This is a genomic window from Nocardia vaccinii NBRC 15922, assembly GCF_001613305.1.
Taxonomy (GTDB): domain Bacteria; phylum Actinomycetota; class Actinomycetes; order Mycobacteriales; family Mycobacteriaceae; genus Nocardia; species Nocardia vaccinii.
Genome location: NZ_BDCC01000012.1, coordinates 144,714 through 164,248 on the forward strand (window position 1 = coordinate 144,714; position 19,535 = coordinate 164,248).

The following is a 19,535-nucleotide window of genomic DNA, read 5'->3' on the forward strand; positions in this document are numbered from 1 at the left end:
AGTGAATGCCTGATCACGAACCTGTTGCGACCGAGGAGCACGATGTCCGACCACCTTCCGCTGACCGATCGCACGATGGTGATCTCCGGTGCGAGCCGCGGCATCGGCCTGGCGATCGCGATCGCCGCCGCCCGGCAGGGGGCCAATGTGGCACTGCTGGCCAAGACCGCCGACCCCCATCCGCGCCTGCCCGGCACCGTGCACACCGCCGCCGCGGAAATCGAGGCGGCGGGCGGCAAGGCCGCCGCCGTGGTCGGCGACGTACGCCGCGAGGAGGATGTCGAGCGGGTCGTGAAAACCGCGGTGGAGCGCTTCGGCGGCGTCGACATCTGCGTCAACAACGCCAGCGCCATCGCGACCGAACCCACCGAGCGGCTCGCGGCCAAGAAGTTCGCGCTGATGACCGATATCAACCTGAGCGGCACCTTCCTGCTCACCCGGGCCTGCCTGCCGCATCTGCGCAAGTCGGCGAATCCACATGTGCTGACCATCGCCCCGCCGATCAACATGAATCCGCGCTGGCTCGGCGCGCACCCGTCCTACACCCTGTCCAAGTACGGGATGACCCTGCTCTCACAGGGTTGGGCCGCCGAATTCGCCGATGCCGGAATCGCTTTCAACTGCCTGTGGCCGCAGACGTACATCGCCACCTCCGCGGTGGCGAATCTGCGGGACGGTGATGATCAGCTGGCCGCCGCGCGCAGTCCGGAGATCATGGCCGACGCCGCGATGGCGATCGTGTCCCGCCCCTCGCGCAAGACCACCGCCAACTGCTTCCTGGACACCGACGCGCTGGCCCACTATGCGGGGGTCAACGACTTCTCCCGCTACGGCGGCGGGCCGAATCCGACACCGGATCTCTTCCTCGACTGAGCGAGCGAGCAGGGCGAGAGCGTAGCAAGCGAGTTCTGAAAATGGTGCTTGTGCAATCCGAGAATCCGCTTACCATGAATGCCTAGCGAGACCTCGATCACATTCGAAATCGCATTCATATTGCCCTGCTTCAGGAGCTTCCCATGTCCACCACCGAAACCAGTCCTCCGCCGGACCACCTCGACAGCCCTGTCGAGAACGACACCGGCCGCTTGGACGGGGCATCCCGCGTGCGGATCTTCGCCATCCTCATCGTGATCGTCCTCTACACCGAAGTCGTCCCGCTGCAGTACACGATGGTCTCCGCAGCCCTGCAGAAGATGACCAAGACGTTCAGCACCGTCGGCGGCAACATCAACTGGGCGGTCATCATCCTGGGGTTGGTAGGCGCCGCCGCGACGCCGCTGATCGGTAAGGCCAGCGACGCCTGGGGCAAGAAGAAGCTGTTCCTGGCCACCGGAGTCTGCTTCTTCGTCGGCTGTGTCATCTGCGCGTTGACCAGCAACTGGACCATCTTCCTGATCGGCCGCGGCCTGGCGGCGTTCTCCATCGCCAGCCAGGTCGTCGCCTACGGCCTGATCCGAGACCTCATCCCGCGCAAGTACATTCCGCTCGGCGTCGGCATGATCGGCGCGGGCCTGGGCTTCTCCGGGGCGATCGCACCGCTGATCGGCGGCTTCCTGGTCGACCACTTCGAGTGGCGCGCGATGTTCTGGTTCCTGGCCGCGTTCACCCTCATGCTCACGCCGCTGGTGATCTGGGTCGTGCCGGAGACGAAATTGCGGGTGCGCGAACGCTTCGACCCGTTCGGCGCGATCCTGCTGTCCGCGGGCGCGCTGTTCACCCTGCTGTACCTCGACAACGGTCAGACCTGGGGCTGGGGCCGCCCGTCGGCGCTGGCCTGGCTCATCGGCGGTCTGGTCATGCTGGCGCTGTTCGTCGTGGTCGAGTTCCGGGTCTCGCGGCCGATCATGGATATGAAACTGCTGGTCAACCCGAAAGTCAGTCTGACCCTGCTGATGACCGCGTTCGGCGTCGGCATCACCGCGGTCCAGCCGCTGGCCCTGGGCTATATGACCCAGACCCCGAACGTCGACGGCCTGCGCGAGAACGTCGTGCAAGGCGTTGTGGCACAAGCACATCAGATGACCGGGATGACCCTGCCGGCGAGTCTCGTGCACGTGAACTTCGATCCGGGATACACCTACGGCAACGGCTTCAGCATGCTCGGATACGCACTGCACGTGGGCATCTGGGCCGGCCTGCTCGGCATGGTCGTCGGCCCCTTCGCCGGTGCGATGGCACGGCGACTGGGTGCGCGGATTCCGGCGATACTCGCGTTCAGCATCCTGACGATTTCCGGTATCGGATTCGTCGTCTTCCACTACAGCTGGATCACATATCTGGTGCTGTATCTGCTGGCGGGCATCGGATTCGGCTGCTTCTACGCCGCGGGCCCCAACCTCATCATGGATGCGGTGCCGCAGGAACAGCAGGGCATCAGCGCGGGCATGCTGGGGGTCACCATGAGTATGGGTTCGGCCATCTGCATGGCGGTCACCACCGCGCTGCTGAACAACCATCCGGTCAAGGCGCACATCGACGTGATGGGACATTCCACCGTCCAGACGATCCCGCAGGTCTTCGCCGACCGCGGGTACACGCTGAGTTTCTGGGTGGTGCTGGCCACCACGATCGTCGCGCTGATCATCGCCGTGCTGATGCGGCACGGCCGCAGCCCCGCCACCGGCGGTGCGCCGGTGACGAGCGAGGCATAACGAAAAATTCGGTGCCCGAACATGTTTCGGGCACCGAATTTTCGCGGCCGCGATCAGCGGGCCGAGGTCCGCTCCATCGAGGAAGTCACCGGGCTGTCGTGCCCCAGGTGCGCGTCCACGCCCTGCACGGCGTCACCGTGCACACTGACCTGCATGACGACCGGCGCATAACCGCTCACCACCACGGTGTAGTCGCCGTCGGACAGATTGCCGAAGGTGTAGCTCCCATCCGCACCGGTCGTCATGGTGTCCACCACGTGCCCGGCCGGATCCATCAACGTCACCTGCGCGTCGTGCAGCGGCCGATCGTCCGAGCGGACCCGGACCACACCGCTCAGCCGCGCGCCGGGCCGCAGCATCACCGAGATCTCGGTGATGCCGGTGCCGCTCACCAGCACCGGAACGGCCGTGGGGTGGAAGCCGTCGGCGCTCACCGCGACGATGAATTCCCCCTCGGGCAGATCGGACAGACCGAACCGGCCCAGGATATCGGTCTCGGCAGAGGCCACCACCTCACCGCGCGGGTCCAGCGCCGCGACGCGCGCCTCGGGCACCGGATCCTCGCCGGGAACGCGAGTGACGGTTCCGGCCAACGTGCCCATCCCGGCGAGGGTCACCTCGCAGGCGGTCGGGACCGGACCCACCGCGACCGTCGAGGCGTCGGGACGGCGGCCCTCCGCCGAGGCGATCAGCACATACGAGCCCGCGGCGGGCACGGCGAGTTCGTAGTACCCGTCCTGGCGAGCGATCGCACGCCCCAGCTGACTGCCCGACATCGAGATCAGTGTCAGCGTCGCGCCGGGCACCACGGGCCCGCCCGCATCGCGCACCCGGCCGTATACCGAAGGGCCGGTGACGGTTTCGGCGATCGTCTCGGCCGCGTAGCGGTCCGCCGCAATCTGGACGGCGGCCGGGACGACCCCGGCAACCGGCAGCGAATCGACTTCCGCGGCAACGAGATCGGCCTCCTCCGCGGTATGCGCGATCGCGGCCTCCGCGGCGGCGGACGCGGCGCGACGCACCGGGATCAGGATCGCGATCACCGCGGCCACGATCGAGACGCCGCAACCGATCAGCAGGCCGACCCGGAATCCGCTCTCGGTGGGGATGCTGCGTCCGGCGAAGTTCACGCTCATCTGCGCCAGCACCACGCCGATCACGGCCGAGGAGACCGAGGTGCCGATCGAGCGCATCAGGGTGTTGAAGCTGTTGGCCGCGGCCGACTCCGTCACCGGCACACCGCCCATGATCAGCGCGGGCATCGCGCCGTAGGCGAATCCGGTGCCCGAGCTGATGATGATCGTCACCAGCATCAGCGTCCAGGGGTTGCCCATCAGTACCATGGACACGCCGTAACCGACCGCCATGATCAGGCAGCCGATGGTCAGGGTCACCTTCGGCCCGCGCGCCGCCGACAGCTTCGCGCTCGGCGCCGAGAGCAGCATCATCATCAGGCCACCGGGCGCCATGAACAGGCCCATCGCCATCATCGACTGGCCCAGGCCGTAACCGGTGATCTTGGGCAGCTGCAACAACTGCGGCACGATCAGCGACTGCGAGTACATCGCGACACCGATCCCGATCGACGCGAGATTGGTCATCAACACCTGTGGACGCGCGGTGGTGCGCAGATCGACGAGCGGTGCGCTGGTTCGCAATTCCCACCAGCCCCACAGCAGCAGCACGACCACCGTACCGATGAACAGCCCGATGATGCTGCCGCTGCCCCAGCCCCACGAACCGCCCTTGGACACCGCGAGCAGCAGGCAGACCAACCCGGCGCCCAGGCCGATCGCGCCGAGTACGTCGAAACGCCCGGTCGAACCGGCGGGCGAGATCTTCGGCAGCGCGATGTAGATCAGCGCCGCGACGATCACCCCGGCCACCGCGACGCCCCAGAACAACACCCGCCAGTTGCTGTACTGCACCACCGCGGCGGACAGTGGCAGCCCCAGTGCGCCACCGATTCCCAGTGACGAGCTGATCAGCGCGATACCCGACCCGAGCCGCTCGGGCGGCAGCAGATCGCGCAGCGCGGCGATGCCGACGGGGATGATGCCGACGCTCATTCCCTGCAAACCACGGCCGATGATCATCGGCAGCAGCGAGGAGGACAGCGCGCACACCACCGAACCCACGATCAGCGGGACGGTCGACCCGAGCAGGACCAGGCGTTTCCCGTACATGTCACCGAGGCGGCCGGCCACCGGCGTGCAGACCGCGGCGACGAGCAGGCTCGCGGTCACCACCCAGGTCGCATTCGACGTCGAGGTGTGCAGCAGCTGCGGCATCTGGCCCAGCAGCGGAATCACCAATGTCTGCGTCAATGACGCGACGATGCCGGCGATCGCCAGCACCGCCAGGACGCCGCCGGAGCGGGCGGCGGCTTTAGTTTCGGCCACGTCAATCTCCTTACGAGTCACGCCGTTGATATGTAGTATGCATAGTATGTGCGCAATGCACAACATTTGCCGAGTGCACAAGGATGTGGCGTCCGTCTCGGTGGCGGCCCACAGCGAGCACGGCAGAAGGGAGTTCGGCATGGACGGGCCGGTTGACCTGGTCGAATTCGAGAGCATGCTGCTCACGAAGTACACCCTCAACCCACGCTTCCGCAGCGGCGACGGCCTGCTCGAGCGCAGCGCCTACCTACTGCTCAGCCGCATCGAGCTGGCCGGACCGCAATCCATCCGGCAGTTCGGCGACGCACTGCGCCTGGACGCCTCGACCCTGAACCGCCAGACCCGGGCGATGTTGCGGGACCGGCTCGTCGAGCGCATCGCCGATCCCGACGGTGGCATCGCGCGCAAATTCCAGCTCACCGAGGCGGGCCGTCGCCGCCTGCACGCCGCCCGCGCGGTCAACGTCGAGGGGATGACCCGGGTGATGGCCGACTGGACCGCCGATGACATCGCCGCCTTCGCCGCCTACCTGCGCCGCTTCAACATGGATATCGAACGTCTCGACGGCCGCCCGTGGCCACACCCCGACTCCCGCGAAACCACCCCGGCGAACCCGCACTGACGCCGGGCCGCGGACTTTGCCGCAGCCGCGCTATCAGGTCAGCGAATTCTGTTGTGGTGGTTCACTTCTCACGGTGGCGCTCGGCGCGTTCGAGTGCCACCGCGCGGCGCATCACCTCGCGAGCGCGGGTGCGGTCCCCCGCATAGTCGTAGGCACGGGCCGCGCGATAGTTGTTGCGCCAATCATCCGGCGCGGCTTCCCATTCCGCCTTGATCTTCTCGAAAAGCGCGTCGGCGGCGTCCTTCTCGATCCGGCCGGACGGGCGGCGCGGCAGATCGGAGACGTCCAGCTCACGACCTTCCTCGTGGATTCGCCGGGCCAGATGCTGATGGGCCAGCGCCGCACGGATACTCGTGGCCACCACCCAGATACCGATGAGTCCCAGGATGAAAACGCCGATGCCCATCGCGATACCGGCGGCCTTCCCGGAGGCGATGAGCGCCACCGCGATCCGGCCCAGCAGCAGGAAGTAGACCACCAGGGCGACCACCAGGAACACGATCGTCCCGACGGTCCGCACCAGGCGTCCGTTGTCGTTCGTCTCACTCACAGCAGGCCCCGAACGCACTCGGCCTACTTCCACCCGGTTCGCCGCACTCGCCGGTCGGAGCCACCGAACACCCGCTCACAGGTCCAGCAGGGGGTCGAGGCCGACGGTCAGGCCGGGCCGCGACCCGATCTGCCGCACCCCCAGCAGCACCCCCGGCGCGAACGAGGTCCGGTCGAGGGAGTCGTGGCGAATGGTCAAGGTCTCGCCCTGGGTACCGAACAGCACCTCCTGATGGGCGACGAGTCCGGCCAGCCGCACCGAATGCACCCGCACCCCGTCGACGCTCGCCCCCCGCGCGCCGTCGAGTTCGGTAGTGGTCGCATCGGGGCTCGGGCCCACGCCGGCACTTTTGCGCGCCTCGGCGATGATGCCCGCCGTGCGGTACGCGGTCCCCGACGGCGCGTCGGCCTTGTTCGGGTGATGCAGTTCGATGACCTCCACCGAATCGAACCAGCGTGCGGCCTGTTCGGCGAACCGCATCGACAGCACCGCGCCGATCGCGAAGTTCGGCGCGATCAGCACCCCGGTCGCCGGCTGATCCGCGAGCCACGCGCGCACCTGCGCGAGACGGGCCTCGTCGAATCCGGTGGTGCCCACGACCGCGTGAATCCCGTGTTCGACCAGCCACCGAAGATTGGGCATCACCACATCGGGATGGGTGAAATCGACCACCACCTGCGCACCGGCCTCGGTGAATCCGTCGAGCGCATCCCCCTTGTCGAGTCCGGCGACCAGATCCAGATCCTCCGCCGCCTCGACCGCCGCACAGATCGCCTGTCCGACCTTGCCCTGCGCGCCGAGTACACCCACCCGGATCCGGTTCGCGCTCACCCTTGACTCCTCACATGCCGGTCGACAACCTCCGCCGAGCCTACTGCGCTGGACCACCGTCGACCCGACGCCCCCGCACGGCACATGAGGTCTCAGTCGAAGACGATGACCTGCCGTAGTCCGTGCCCGGCCGCGAGCTCGTCCATCCCGTGGTTGATCTGCTCGAGCCGGAGCCGGGAGGAGACCAGCCGCTCGACCGGCAACCGGCCCGCGCGCCACATCCGCACATACGCCGGAATATCCCGGGCGGGCACCGCGGACCCGAGGTAGCTGCCGATGATGGAACGTCCCTGAGCGACCAGGCCCAGCGGTGAAATATTCGCCCGCGCTTCGGGATTCGGCAATCCGACGGTCACCGTGGTACCACCGGGCGCGGTCGCGGCGACCGCGGTTTCGAAGGCCCGCACATTGCCCGCGGCCTCGACCACGATCTCGGCGGTGACCGCCTGCTCGGCCAGCTGGGCCGGGGTGTAGACCTGATCCGCGCCGAGTTCCGTTGCCAGAGCCAGTTTTTCGGGCAGGGTGTCGACCGCGATCACCTCGCTGCCCAACTCCTCGCGCAACGAGGCCGCCACCAACACCGCCGCCATCCCGACCCCGCCCAGCCCGACCACCATGACCCGATCCCCCGGACCCGGCGTCGCCGAATTCAGCAGCGCCCCACCGCCGGTCAGCACCGCACAGCCCAGCACCGCGGCGACCTCCGGAGGTACGTCGTCGTCCACGGGCACCACCGAACGCCGATCGACGACCGCGTGCGTGGCGAATCCGGACACACCCAGATGATGCTGGACCGTCTCGCCGTCGCGCCGCAGTCGCCTCCCGCCGCCGAGCAACTCACCGGCATTGTTCGCGACACTGCCGGGTACGCACGGTGTGCGACCGTCCGTCGCACACCCCTCGCACTCCCCACAGCGCGGCAGGAACGTCATCACCACGCGCTGCCCCACCCGCAGATCGCTGTCGCCCGGACCGATCGCCTCGACCCGCCCGGCCGCCTCGTGCCCGAGCAGCATCGGCACCGGACGCACCCGGTTCCCGTCCACCACGGACAGATCCGAATGACACAACCCGGCCGCCTCGATCCGCACCAGCAGTTCACCGGGGCCGGGTTCGCCCAGGTCCAGCTCGCCGACCACGAGCGGGCCCGATTCGGCGTACGGCGCGGGCGCACCGATGCGTTCCAGAACTGCACCACGAATCTTCATGATTCGAAAGCTACCGCCTCGCCGCGGGACGCCGGCGCGATCCGCGGCACGAATCCGCGCGGCCTACAAGTGGTAGTCGTACGCCTTGGCGGTGGTCCGCAGCCCCTCGTCGAACAGCAGATACCGCAGGTCGATCGGCATGTCCTGCCAGGAACGCAGGTCGCGCTCGCCCTCCAGGCCGAGATTGTGCACCTTGTGATCGAAGACCGTCATATCGAACCCCGCGGGATCGAGCCCGGTGAATTCGCCGACGTCGCGGGCCGCTACCTCCCGATCGGCGATGAAGTCCTCGTAGCGCACCGATAACACCGGTATCGAGCCGGTTTCCAGGAACGAGGTCGCGATCCGCTTCCAGTGGCCGAACGACAACTCGGTATCCGCGCGGGTCCACCAGCCGCGACTTTCCCATTCGTCCAGACTGGACAGCACATCGCGAGGATCACGCACGATGAAGATCACCCGCAGGTCCGGCAGGTATCGCTGCAACCGCGTAGCGAACTCCAGGTCGAACCGAACTTCCTTGAATCCCCATACCCGGGCGTCCGGCGCGTGGAACAGCCGGGTGAGGAACTCCGTCGACGCCTCCCGCATCCGCTCCGGCTCCGGCATGAGATTCGCCAGGAATCCCTGATGGCCGTGCACCGCGAACTCCGTGCGACCGGCCTCGCCGAGCACCTCGCTGTGACCGATCAGCCCATCGACCGCATCGAGGACCTGCCCGAGCCACCCGTGCTGCTCGCCCCAGATGAACGCCTCGGGATGGGAGGAGATCAGCCGCTGCACCAGCGTGCTGCCACAGCGCTGACCAGCGCCGAAAATCAAAAGCGGAGAGGACACGTCGCGATGTTAACTTGCGGGTGGAACCTGTGCAGCGCCTGTGCCGCTCAGTTCGCCGTCGGCGGCAAGGGGGCCGGAGGCCAGGTCTCGGGGGTGATCCGCGAGGGTTTGCGGGTCGGATCGACGTCCCAGTCGACGCGAACCCCCACCCAGGCTTTCGGAGTGTCGAACCGGGTGCGCTGGGTCTCGAAACGTGCTCTGCGGAAAGTGATCTCGCCGAAGAAGTCGCCGTCTGAGAAATCTGCCTCCCGGCCCTCGAAGACGGTGTCGTCGAGCGAGATCGCGCCGTGGTACTCGGCGGCGGAGAAGTCGACGGTGAGCGTCGGGCTGCGCCGCCAACGCGAACGGGAGCCGAATCGCGCGCCGTCGAAGGCGACCCGCGCGGCATAGAAGCGGGCGCGGGCGAACGATATTCGGGCACTGTCGAATTCGGCCCCCTCGAAACGCACCGCGGTGCCGTCGAAGGTGGCGCCGCCGAATTCTGTCCTCTCCGTGCGGAATACCGTCTCGGCGAAAGATGTTCGCTCCCCGAGGAAAGCCACGTCGCCGAAAATCACAGCGGGCCCGCGAAATACGGTTCGATCGAAGGAGACCGGCGATTCGAAAACCGCGCCTTCCAAACGTGTTCCGGCTCCGGGTAGTTCGGTACCGGCTCGCTCGGCCGGGGCGAACTCCGCGTCCCGGAACAGGGTCGTGCCGCCGCGAAACTCACAGCTGCGAAACGAGATGTACTGCCCGATGAATCGCGCGTGCTCGAAAGTGGTGGCCCGCTTGCCGATGAACACCGCCCGCGCGAAATAGGTGCGCTCGCCCGCGAAGACCGCGTACCGGAAGTCCGAATCCTCCAGCACCGCACCGGAGAAGTCGAAATTGCACTGCGACCAGGACACCTCGGCGGACGCGCGCACATGCGCGACGGTCACGTCGACGACGGCACGACGCACCTCCCGGTCGTTCTGCCGCAGTTGATATCGCAACTCCCGCTTGACTCCCGCCTCCTCGACGGTTTCGGTGCGCTGTGCCAGATGATCGGCCCCCGACTCCGGGTCGTACGGCAGTCGCAGATATCCGCACAGCACATCGATGCACTGTTGCCGCCGACCCGGTGCACCGAATTCGTCGGCGACTCCGGCCATGGCGTAGACCCCGGCGATTCGCACCGCCACATCGGCATCGCCGAGTTGTCGCGCTGCCGCCCCGAACAATTCGACGAATCGCCCGCGTTCACCATCGCGCTGTTTTCGATAGGCGACGACCAATGCGACCGCACCGCCCACCCCGGCCGCCACCGACAGCGCGATCTTGGTCAAATCGACCTGGTCGGGCGTCTGTGCCTTGGCGCCCAGCAGAATCCACAACACCCACCAGGCCAGAACCGCGATACCCAGTCCGCCCAGCACCACGAACACGACCGACAACAACAACGCGGACCGCTGCAATCTGCCGGTGAGGCGTTCCCGGGTTCTCCCCCTCCACCGCATAGCGGCATGGTAACCACAAATCGCCGCCCGCGGCAGTGCGAGCGGCGATCCGTGGTCAAACCCGTTCGGCCCGCTGGCCACGCACGCCGATCACCGCGGCGCCCACGCAGGCCAGCGCCACCACGATCACGAACCAGGGGAAGATCGCGGCCATTCCCCACCGGGTCGCGGCCCATCCCGCGAGCACCGTCGGCAGCGCCATCGCGGTATACGCGAGCAGGTAGTACGCCGACATGGTCTCCCCGCGCCGGTGCTGCGGCACCACATTGGACAGATGCCGGAGCGATCCGCCGAAACCGAGTCCGAAGGTCGCACCCAGGAACACTCCAGCCAACAGAACCAGCACCCAGTTGCGGGTTGCCAGCGCCGGAATGGTCAGCAGCAGCGCGACGGCCATGCCCAGATCACCGCCGATGGCCGCGCGCCGGGCCGGGATTCCGGTGGCGAACAACTGCACGAGCGCACCGGACGTCGCGGTCGAGGCCACCACCGCACCACCGAAGATCAAATTGTGCACACCGGTTTTCGCCGAAGCCAGCGACGGATACAGCGAGAGCAGAACGCCGAGCACCGACCACGCCGCCATCACACCCAGCGCCGAGAACCAGAAATCCGCCCGAATTTCTTGCGGCACCGCGGGTTTCGCAATCCGGATGCGTCCGGCGACACGCGCGGTATGCGGTTCGCGCATGACCAGCACCCCCGCCCCGATCAGCAGGCACAGGATCGTGATCACCAGATACGGAGTCCGCAGCGGATGCGGGACGTACTGTGCCAGCGCGGCCGAACCCAGAATCGCCACGGCCATACCGACATTGAACGACACTCCGCTGAGTTGCCCGGACCGCGCGCCGTGCGCGGGCCTGAGATCCAGCAGCGCGGCGGCTCCCGCCACGACCATCGATCCCACCGCGAGACCGTGTAATGCCCGCGCCAGCACCAGCATCGCCACATTGTCCGCGAAGACGAACACCACGAGCCCGACGATCATCGTCCCGATTGCCCCGAGCAGCACGGGTTTTCGACCCACCACATCGGAGATGCGGCCGGACACCAGCACCGCTGCCAGGGCCGCGACCGCGTAGACGGCGAACACGATCGTGGTGGTGAACGGTGAGAAGTGCCACTGCTTCTGGTACAGCCCGTACAGCGGCGCGGGTGCGCCGGACACCCCGAGCGCCACCCCGGTGGCCAGCAGTATCAGCGCGTACGCCCAGGGTTGCACAGCCCCTTTCACAGGGGTCGGGGCTGTCGCCGCGTTCGCTACCATGTCGCTCCCCATCAGGTAAGTTTGATTATTATCGAACTCAACGACCGTCGGCTCGGTTTGATTCCCATCAAACCCGAAGTGAGGTGGGTCATGGTGAATGCGACAGCGACAGTGGAGTCCTTTCCGGTCGGCTCGGTCCAGGACGTCCTGGCCGCACTCCAGGACCCGGTTCGCCTGGAAATGGTGCGCCGCCTGGCGAACGCCGGTATCGCACAGCGTTGCGGCGCCCTTTACGACACGATCAACAAATCCACCGCGACCCACCACCTGAAAACCCTGCGCGAGGCCGGTCTCACCGAACGCATCATGGATGAGGGCCAGGTCTACGCGCGCCTGCGCCGCGCCGAGGTGGACGCCGAACTCCCCGGTCTACTCGATTCGATCGTCGCCGCCGCCAACCGCGCACACACCGACTGATCACCGAGCGCGCAACCCGTCCAGCACGAACGTGAGCCGGCGCCGCCGGGCCGGTGCCCCGACGTTCTCGCACAGCTCCACGCGGTTCCGGTCGTGTTCCGACGCTGCCGGATGACACTGAAGATCGGCTGAAGATCCGGACGCCATCGAGCCCCGCTCGGGCGGCTTTTTCCCAAGTCGTACAGCATTTCTCGGGCGTTTCGGGCCACCTGCGACATCGGGCGGGACTGGCTACGCTCGCCACCGTCCGATCCCACACACAGGAGGTACTCGAGATGCGAATTTCCAAGCTGCGGTTGGGAATTGCCACCGTCGTCGGAGCGGTGGCGTTCACCGGCATCGGTGCGGGCGCGGCCTACGCGTTCCAGCCGCATATGCTCACCGCGCGCGGCGACCTGCAGTCCGCCCAGGGCGAGTTGCAGCAGGCGGTCCCGGACAAGGCAGGTCATCGGGTCAACGCCGAGCGTCTCGTACAGCAGGCGATCAACGAGGTGAATGCCGGAATCCAAGCGGGCGCACAGTAATCGAACGAGTCGGGGAGCCGCGGGCCTGGTTCCCCCGTGCGCGCGGGAACCAGGCCACCGCCCGAAGCAAAGGTGTCCGCTGACCAGGCTCAATCCGCCAAACGGCGTACCGCGACCGGCAGATCCCGGGCGCGGCGGTAGGGGCCCGCTACCGAGACGGCGAAAGGGCGGGACAGCAGGGTGCGGGCTACCGCCGAGACCTCGGCGGTAGTGACCGAATCTATGCGGGTGAGGGTTTCCGAAACGCTGCGGTGGTTGCCGTAGCTGAGTTCGCTGCGGCCGATGCGGTTCATGCGCGAACCCGAATCCTCCAGGCCCAGAACCAGACCGCCACGCAGTGAGCCCTTGGCGCGGGCGCATTCGGCGTCGGTGATGCCGTCCGCGGCAACCTCTTCCAGGACATCGCGCGCCAAACTCGCGACCTGGCCCAGGTTTTCGGGCTGACAGCCCAGATACACCGAGAACGCGCCGGTATCGGCGAAGGTGTCCACGCTGGAATACACCGAGTACGCCAGGCCGCGCTCCTCCCGGATGCGCTGGAACAGCCGCGAGGACAGACCACCGCCGAGCACGGTGTTCAGCACCGACAGCGGCCAGCGCTTCTCCCCCTCGTGCCGGCCGAACGCACGGACACCGAACACCAGATGCGCCTGCTCGCTGTCCCGGTACGTCCACTGCAACTGCGGGGAAGTGTGCGTGCGGAACCGGCCCTCCCGCCGCGGGGCGGGCTCGCGAACCGGATCGAGCCGGGCCGCGAACGCCCGGTGCACCAACTCCACCGTGTGCTCGTGCTCGACGTTCCCGGCCACCGCGACAACCATCCGGTCCGGACGGTAGCGACGCTGATGGAATCCGCGCAGCTGATTCGCGGTCATGGACTCGATGGACTCGACCGTGCCGATCACCGGGCGGCCCACCGGATGATCGCCGAACAACGCGGTGAGGAACGAATCGCCGACCATGTCCTCCGGATCGTCGTCGCGCATCGAGATCTCCTCGAGCACCACCTGACGCTCCACATCCACGTCCGACGCCCGGCACAGCCCGTTGAGCACGACATCGGACACCAGATCCACCGCCAGCGGCAGATCCTCGTCCAGCACGTGCGCGTAGTAACAGGTCTGCTCCTTGGCGGTGAACGCGTTCAGCTCACCGCCGACCGCGTCCACGGCCTGCGCGATATCCAGTGCCGTGCGGGTCGGAGTCGCCTTGAACAGCAGATGTTCCAGGAAATGCGCGGCGCCGGCCACGCTGGGCCCCTCGTCGCGCGAACCGACGCCGACCCACACCCCGACCGATGCGGACCGCACCCCGGGCACATGTTCGGTGACCACGCGCAACCCGCCCGGCAGCACGGTGCGCCGCACCCCGCTGTCTCCGGGCAGGGCGAGGGTCGTCTTCAGCAGAGACGAACCCCCCTGCTCGCTGTCCAGGAGCAAGGGGGTCGAAAGCGCTGCGGCGTTCTTCTTCGTCACACCAGAGTTTTTACTCGGCACCGGCCTCGACCGCAGCACTCTCGTCGGCGGCCGGAGCCTCGGCGGCCTCTTCCTCCTCGACGGGGACGAGGGAGATCTTGCCGCGATTGTCGATGTCGGCGATCTCCACGCGCAGCTTGTCGCCGACGTTGACCACGTCCTCGACCTTGCCGACACGCTTGCCGTTGCCCAGCTTGGAGATGTGCACCAGACCGTCGCGGCCCGGCAGCAGCGAGACGAACGCGCCGAAGGCGGTGGTCTTCACGACCGTGCCCAGGAAACGCTCGCCGACCTTCGGCAGCTGCGGGTTCGCGATGGCGTTGATCGCGTCGATCGCGGCCTGCGCCGACGGACCGTCGGTCGCGCCGACGAACACCGTGCCGTCGTCCTCGATCGAGATGTTCGCGCCGGTGTCCTCGGTGATCTGGTTGATCACCTTGCCCTTGGGTCCGATCACCTCGCCGATCTTGTCGACCGGGATCTTGATCGCGGTGACGCGCGGGGCGTAGGGGCTCATCTCGTCCGGGGTGGCGATGGCCTCGGCCATCACGTCCAGGATTGTCAGGCGCGCGTCGCGGGCCTGGTTCAGCGCGCCCGCGAGCACCTTGGACGGGATGCCGTCCAGCTTGGTGTCCAGCTGCAGCGCGGTGACGAAGTCCCGGGTGCCCGCGCACTTGAAGTCCATGTCACCGAAGGCATCCTCGGCGCCGAGGATGTCGGTCAGCGCGACGTAGCGGGTCTCGGTCTTGCCCGACTCGTCGGTGACCTCGTCGGAGACCAGGCCCATCGCGATGCCCGCGACCGGGGACTTCAGCGGCACACCGGCGTTCAGCAGCGACAGAGTCGAGGCGCAGACCGAACCCATCGAGGTGGAACCGTTGGAGCCCAACGCCTCCGAGACCTGACGGATGGCGTACGGGAACTCCTCCTGCGAGGGCAGCACCGGAATCAGCGCACGCTCGGCGAGTGCGCCGTGGCCGATCTCGCGACGCTTCGGCGAACCGACGCGACCGGTCTCACCGGTGGAAAACGGCGGGAAGTTGTAGTGGTGCATGTAGCGCTTGGAGGTCTCCGGGCCGAGCGAGTCGACCTGCTGCGCCATCTTCACCATGTCGAGGGTGGTGACGCCCAGGATCTGGGTCTCACCACGCTCGAACAGCGCCGAACCGTGCGCCCGCGGAACCACCGCGACCTCGGCCGACAGCGCGCGGATATCCGCCAGGCCGCGACCGTCGATGCGGAAGCCGTCGGACAGGATGCGCTGGCGCACGAGCTTTTTGGTGACCGAGCGGAATGCCGCGCCGATCTCCTTCTCGCGGCCCTCGAAGTCCTCGGCGAGGCTGGACAGCACCGCGAGCTTGATCTCGTCGGTCTTCTCGTCGCGCTCCTGCTTGCCCGCGATGGACAGCGCCTCGTTCAGCTCGCGCTTCGCGGTGCCCTCGACGGCGGCGTAGACGTCCTCGCCGTACGGCGGGAACAGCGGGAACTCCTCGGTGGGCTTGGCGGCCAGCGTCGCCAGGTCCTGCTGCGCGCGGCACAGCCGGGCGATGAACGGCTTGGCGGCCTCGAGACCTTCCGCCACAACGGTTTCCGTGGGCGCCTGGGCGCCCTCCTCGACCAGCGCGATGACCTTGTCGGTGGCCTCGGCCTCGACCATCATGATCGCGACGTCACCGTCGACGACCCGGCCCGCGACGACCATGTCGAACACCGCGCCCTCGAGCTGCTCGACGGTCGGGAACGCCACCCACTGGCCACCGGCGGCGGAGCCGCCCTGTCCGCCACCGATCAGCGCGACACGCACGCCTCCGACGGGCCCCGAGAACGGCAGTCCGGAGATCTGGGTCGACGCCGAGGCGGCGTTGATGGCCACCACGTCGTACAGATCCTTGGGATCCAGCGACATGACCGTCACGACGACCTGGATCTCGTTGCGCAGGCCGTCGACGAACGACGGGCGCAGCGGGCGGTCGATCAGACGGCAGGTCAGGATCGCGTCGGTGGAGGGACGGCCCTCGCGGCGGAAGAACGAGCCGGGGATGCGGCCCGCGGCGTACATGCGCTCCTCGACGTCCACCGTCAGCGGGAAGAAATCGAACTGATCCTTGGGCTGCTTACCGGCCGTGGTGGCCGACAGCAGCATGGTCTCGTCGTCCAGGTAGGCCACCACGGAACCGGCGGCCTGCTTGGCGAGACGTCCGGTCTCGAACCGGACGGTGCGGGTGCCGAAGGACCCGTTGTCGATCAGGGCGACCGACTCGAACACACCCGGTTCGACCTCGACGGCCGAGCTCACTGTGTCTGTCATCTTCTTTTCCTCAACCTCTCGTCTTCGCCGGATCCAGCGCACGTGAGCGCGATCCGACTGTTCAGCCCTCAACCATGTCCCCGGCTGAGGGATCAGGCCGTACCCAGGCTTGGGCGCGCGACAACCCTCCTGGTTGCTACGCGTACACCCGACCGGTTCCCCCTCGACTGTGTCTCGGGGTGGAGAATGGCGACGCGGAGGCGGCCATCGATCGAAGCCCCACGGCGGAGTCGTCTCCTGCCGAAAGGCCACTACCGAGGACCGACGCCACGAGGACGGATGCGTACGGCATGTGGCACCGCCGTACCGGAACCTCACGAGGTCCGCATGCACGACTAGCCGACGGGGAGATTGTATGCCTCCCCGTCGGCTGCCCTGTCAACTGCCTCACTGTGTCGCTGCGGAAACCGGGCGATCTCCGACATCGCGAACAGTCCTAGCGACGCAGGCCCAGACGCTCGATCAGCGAACGGTAACGCTCGATGTCCTTGGCCTGCAGGTACTTCGACAAGCGACGACGACGACCGATCAGGGCCAGCAGACCGTGCCGGGTGTGGTGGTCGTGCTTGTGCACCTTCAGGTGCTCGGTGAGGTCGGAGATCCGCTTGGACAGCAGCGCGATCTGGGCCTCCGGCGAACCGGTGTCCTTCTCGTGCAGGCCGTACTCCGCGAGGATGGCCGACTTCTGCTCGGTGGTCAGAGCCACGAATCACTCCTGATGTTTCAGTCCGCGCTCGAGGGACCGGGAACGAATCCCGGGCGGGCGCCGCCGCGAACCGCAGCAAACCCGACGAGCCAGCATACCGGATCACCTGCGGCGATCCGAATCGGTGTCCGCGGCCGCCACCGGTCCGGTTGCGACGATTACCCGAGAGGTAATCGCTTTCATTCCCCCGGGGCGCGAATATCGGTGGCACACCACAGAACAGGAGAAGACGATGCCGTACTTCCAGAGCACCGACGACACCACCCTCGCCTACGAGGTGTACGGGTCCGGCGCACCGATCGTGTTCCTGGCCGGGTGGTCGCTCGACACCGATATGTGGGAGCACCAGGTGCCGTACTTCGTCGAGCGGGGTTACCGCTGCATTCTGCTCGACCGGCGCGGACACGGCCGCTCCGATCGTCCCGCCGACGGCTACGACAACGACACCCGCGCCGACGACGTCGCCGCGCTGCTGGATCACCTCGATATCCGCGATGCGGTACTGATCGGGCACTCCGGCGGCGGCGCCGAAGCGGTGCACTACCTCGCTCGCCACGGTCAGGACCGGATTCGGCGCTTGGTGCTGGTAGCCGCGGCGGTGCCGAAGCTGAGTTGGAGCCAGGTCCATCCCGCCGGCGTTCCGCAGGCCGCAATCGACGCCTCCATAGCGGCGCTGTGCGCCGACCGGGCCAAGTGGATGACCGATCGAGCGCAGGGCTATTTCGCGACCCATCTCGGTAACGACGTGTCCGCGGCACTCATCGACCAGGAGGTCCAACGCTGTCTGTCGGCCGCCCCCTGGGCCGCGAAGACGATGCAGCGCGCGATCGCAGAATCCGATCTGCGTCCCGATCTGGCCGAGATCACCATTCCGGTGCTACTGCTGCACGGGCTCGCCGATCAGTCCATTCCGATCGAGCCGACCAGCCGTGTCGCGGTGGAGCTGTTGAAGGACGCCGAACTGAAGGAGTACCCCACCGCCGGACACGGGCTCTACGTCACCCACGCGGCCGAAATCAACGCCGACATCGCCGAATTCATCTCGGCGTGAACGGTTTTCGCGACCCCGGACGACACCGAGCGCCGACTGATCCCACTCGCGCCACTACTGCCCCATACCTTCGAGGCCGCGAACGACACCGAGAGCCGGGCTACCGCCCGGGTTCGGCGAGCAGTTCGCGGGTGCGGTCCACGTCGCGGGCGATCTCGGCGGTCAATTCCTCGACCGAGGCGAACGCGCGCATCGGGCGCAGGTGTTCCACGAAATCCACCGCGACGTGCTGCCCGTACAGGTCGGCGTCGGTGTCCAGGACGAAAGCCTCCACGGTGCGGGTGCGGCCGGAGAAGGTCGGATTGGTGCCGACCGAGATCGCCGCCATCATCCGTTTGCCCGGCTGGGTCGTGCCGACGACCGCGCCGGGGGTCAGCACGGTGAACCATCCGGCGTACACGCCGTCGGCGGGGATGGCCGCGTGCATGGGCGGGGCCACGTTCGCGGTCGGGTAGCCCAGATCGCGGCCGCGGCCGTCGCCGTGCACGATGACACCCTCGAGCCGGTGCGGGCGGCCCAGCGCATCGGCCGCCGCGGCCATATCACCGGCGTCGACGCAGGCGCGAATGTAGGTGGAGGAGAAGGTGACCGCGTGCTCGCCGACCAGTTTGACCCCGTCGACCTCGAAGCCGAAACGCCCGCCGAGCTCCTGCATGGTCGCCACGGTGCCCGCGGCCTTCTTGCCGAAGGTGAAGTTGTCCCCGACCACGACCTCGCACACGTGCAGCTTCTCCACCAGCAGATCGTGCACGTAGCGCGCCGGGGTGAGCTTCATGAACTCGTGGGTGAACGGCATCACGCAGAAGACGTCGACACCGAGTTCCTCGACCAGATCCGCGCGACGGGTCAGGGTGGTCAGCTGCGCGGGATGCGAACCCGGGCGCACCACCTCCATGGGGTGTGGGTCGAAGGTCATCAGCACCGAGGGGACGCCGCGCACGGCCGCGGATTTCACGGCGCGACCGATCAGCTGGGCATGACCGCGGTGCACGCCGTCGAACACCCCGATGGTCAGGACGCAACGGCCCCAGTCAGCGGGCATCTCCTCGAGACTTCGCCATCTCTGCACACACCGCAGCCTAGTCACGCCCGCTCGGGGCGGGCATTCCGCGGTGTGGATGTTCACAGCCGCGCCGGACGCGGATCCGTCGAGCGTCACGCACGCGTCATCTGCTCCGGGAGTCGCGCATTCGCCCGCACGC

General features: G+C 67.5%; 17 protein-coding genes and 1 pseudogene. 6 read left to right on the forward strand and 12 right to left on the reverse strand.

Features of this window, described 5'->3' with window-relative positions:
* Positions 1-42: 42 nt before the first annotated feature.
* A complete protein-coding gene (locus NV1_RS09265) occupies positions 43-873 on the forward strand; it encodes an SDR family oxidoreductase (protein ID WP_067888790.1) in 831 nt (276 codons plus the stop codon).
* Positions 874-1,016: 143 nt separating this feature from the next.
* On the forward strand, positions 1,017-2,651 hold the full coding sequence (locus NV1_RS09270) for an MFS transporter (protein WP_067887970.1): 1,635 nt from the start codon (positions 1,017-1,019) through the stop codon (positions 2,649-2,651).
* 53 nt (positions 2,652-2,704) lie between these two features.
* Here NV1_RS09270 and NV1_RS45565 read toward each other — a convergent pair whose 3' ends face one another.
* Together NV1_RS45565 and NV1_RS45570 are read right to left on the reverse strand one after the other, a co-directional pair.
* Positions 2,705-3,673: an MSCRAMM family protein gene (locus NV1_RS45565; RefSeq protein ID WP_245713645.1), complete on the reverse strand. Its 969-nt coding sequence runs from the start codon at positions 3,671-3,673 to the stop codon at positions 2,705-2,707.
* Positions 3,650-5,014, reverse strand: a pseudogene (locus tag NV1_RS45570) (MFS transporter); the annotation flags it as partial. The gene NV1_RS45565 and the pseudogene NV1_RS45570, both read right to left, overlap by 24 nt.
* 94 nt (positions 5,015-5,108) lie before the next feature.
* Here NV1_RS45570 and NV1_RS09280 point away from each other — a divergent pair.
* Positions 5,109-5,675: a MarR family winged helix-turn-helix transcriptional regulator gene (locus NV1_RS09280; RefSeq protein ID WP_307628543.1), complete on the forward strand. Its 567-nt coding sequence runs from the start codon at positions 5,109-5,111 to the stop codon at positions 5,673-5,675.
* Between the two features lie 61 nt (positions 5,676-5,736).
* Here the strand turns inward: NV1_RS09280 and NV1_RS09285 are convergent, their stop codons facing one another.
* From NV1_RS09285 to NV1_RS09310, 6 genes are all read right to left on the reverse strand, one after another.
* Entirely contained in the window at positions 5,737-6,225 is a 489-nt protein-coding gene (locus NV1_RS09285; protein ID WP_174557419.1) for a hypothetical protein, read from the reverse strand.
* 75 nt (positions 6,226-6,300) lie between these two features.
* On the reverse strand, positions 6,301-7,056 hold the full coding sequence (gene dapB, locus NV1_RS09290) for a 4-hydroxy-tetrahydrodipicolinate reductase (protein WP_084525211.1): 756 nt from the start codon (positions 7,054-7,056) through the stop codon (positions 6,301-6,303).
* A gap of 92 nt (positions 7,057-7,148) precedes the next feature.
* Positions 7,149-8,264: an alcohol dehydrogenase catalytic domain-containing protein gene (locus NV1_RS09295; RefSeq protein ID WP_067887979.1), complete on the reverse strand. Its 1,116-nt coding sequence runs from the start codon at positions 8,262-8,264 to the stop codon at positions 7,149-7,151.
* A 63-nt stretch (positions 8,265-8,327) separates the two neighbouring features.
* Positions 8,328-9,101, reverse strand: coding sequence for a sulfotransferase family protein (locus tag NV1_RS09300; RefSeq protein WP_084525212.1), 774 nt, complete (start codon positions 9,099-9,101; stop codon positions 8,328-8,330).
* Positions 9,102-9,148: 47 nt separating this feature from the next.
* A complete protein-coding gene (locus NV1_RS09305; RefSeq protein ID WP_067888799.1) occupies positions 9,149-10,582 on the reverse strand; it encodes a pentapeptide repeat-containing protein in 1,434 nt (477 codons plus the stop codon).
* A 55-nt stretch (positions 10,583-10,637) separates the two neighbouring features.
* Positions 10,638-11,852 carry an MFS transporter gene (locus NV1_RS09310; RefSeq protein ID WP_067888802.1) on the reverse strand — a complete coding sequence of 405 codons (1,215 nt, stop codon included), beginning with the start codon at positions 11,850-11,852 and terminating at the stop codon, positions 10,638-10,640.
* A gap of 90 nt (positions 11,853-11,942) precedes the next feature.
* Here NV1_RS09310 and NV1_RS09315 point away from each other — a divergent pair, with 90 nt between their 5' ends.
* Together NV1_RS09315 and NV1_RS09320 are read left to right on the forward strand one after the other, a co-directional pair.
* Complete coding sequence (locus NV1_RS09315) at positions 11,943-12,269, forward strand: ArsR/SmtB family transcription factor (RefSeq protein ID WP_067888805.1); 327 nt, start codon at positions 11,943-11,945, stop codon at positions 12,267-12,269.
* Between the two features lie 275 nt (positions 12,270-12,544).
* Positions 12,545-12,793: a hypothetical protein gene (locus NV1_RS09320; RefSeq protein WP_067887985.1), complete on the forward strand. Its 249-nt coding sequence runs from the start codon at positions 12,545-12,547 to the stop codon at positions 12,791-12,793.
* Between the two features lie 89 nt (positions 12,794-12,882).
* Here the strand turns inward: NV1_RS09320 and NV1_RS09325 are convergent, their stop codons facing one another.
* The 3 genes from NV1_RS09325 to rpsO form a co-directional block, all read right to left on the reverse strand.
* On the reverse strand, positions 12,883-14,199 hold the full coding sequence (locus NV1_RS09325) for a M16 family metallopeptidase (protein WP_245713646.1): 1,317 nt from the start codon (positions 14,197-14,199) through the stop codon (positions 12,883-12,885).
* A 79-nt stretch (positions 14,200-14,278) separates the two neighbouring features.
* Positions 14,279-16,576 carry a polyribonucleotide nucleotidyltransferase gene (locus tag NV1_RS09330; protein ID WP_067887990.1) on the reverse strand — a complete coding sequence of 766 codons (2,298 nt, stop codon included), beginning with the start codon at positions 16,574-16,576 and terminating at the stop codon, positions 14,279-14,281.
* A 436-nt stretch (positions 16,577-17,012) separates the two neighbouring features.
* The gene (gene rpsO, locus NV1_RS09335) at positions 17,013-17,282 is read right to left on the reverse strand and encodes a 30S ribosomal protein S15 (RefSeq protein WP_067887993.1); all 270 of its coding nucleotides are present in this window, start codon (positions 17,280-17,282) and stop codon (positions 17,013-17,015) included.
* 232 nt (positions 17,283-17,514) lie between these two features.
* Here rpsO and NV1_RS09340 point away from each other — a divergent pair, with 232 nt between their 5' ends.
* Positions 17,515-18,333: an alpha/beta fold hydrolase gene (locus tag NV1_RS09340; protein WP_067888811.1), complete on the forward strand. Its 819-nt coding sequence runs from the start codon at positions 17,515-17,517 to the stop codon at positions 18,331-18,333.
* Positions 18,334-18,433: 100 nt separating this feature from the next.
* Here NV1_RS09340 and NV1_RS09345 read toward each other — a convergent pair whose 3' ends face one another.
* On the reverse strand, positions 18,434-19,402 hold the full coding sequence (locus tag NV1_RS09345; protein WP_084525214.1) for a bifunctional riboflavin kinase/FAD synthetase: 969 nt from the start codon (positions 19,400-19,402) through the stop codon (positions 18,434-18,436).
* Between the last annotated feature and the right edge of the window lie 133 nt (positions 19,403-19,535).

Coding starts and splice junctions, on each gene's coding strand:
- NV1_RS09330 (WP_067887990.1), bottom strand. CDS start 16,576: ATGACAGACACAGTGAGCTCGGCCGTCGAGGTCGAACCGGGTGTGTTC.
- NV1_RS09265 (WP_067888790.1), top strand. CDS start 43: ATGTCCGACCACCTTCCGCTGACCGATCGCACGATGGTGATCTCCGGT.
- NV1_RS09305 (WP_067888799.1), bottom strand. CDS start 10,582: ATGCGGTGGAGGGGGAGAACCCGGGAACGCCTCACCGGCAGATTGCAG.
- NV1_RS09340 (WP_067888811.1), top strand. CDS start 17,515: ATGCCGTACTTCCAGAGCACCGACGACACCACCCTCGCCTACGAGGTG.
- NV1_RS09270 (WP_067887970.1), top strand. CDS start 1,017: ATGTCCACCACCGAAACCAGTCCTCCGCCGGACCACCTCGACAGCCCT.
- NV1_RS09280 (WP_307628543.1), top strand. CDS start 5,109: ATGCACAACATTTGCCGAGTGCACAAGGATGTGGCGTCCGTCTCGGTG.
- NV1_RS09320 (WP_067887985.1), top strand. CDS start 12,545: ATGCGAATTTCCAAGCTGCGGTTGGGAATTGCCACCGTCGTCGGAGCG.
- NV1_RS09310 (WP_067888802.1), bottom strand. CDS start 11,852: ATGGTAGCGAACGCGGCGACAGCCCCGACCCCTGTGAAAGGGGCTGTG.
- NV1_RS09315 (WP_067888805.1), top strand. CDS start 11,943: ATGGTGAATGCGACAGCGACAGTGGAGTCCTTTCCGGTCGGCTCGGTC.
- NV1_RS09295 (WP_067887979.1), bottom strand. CDS start 8,264: ATGAAGATTCGTGGTGCAGTTCTGGAACGCATCGGTGCGCCCGCGCCG.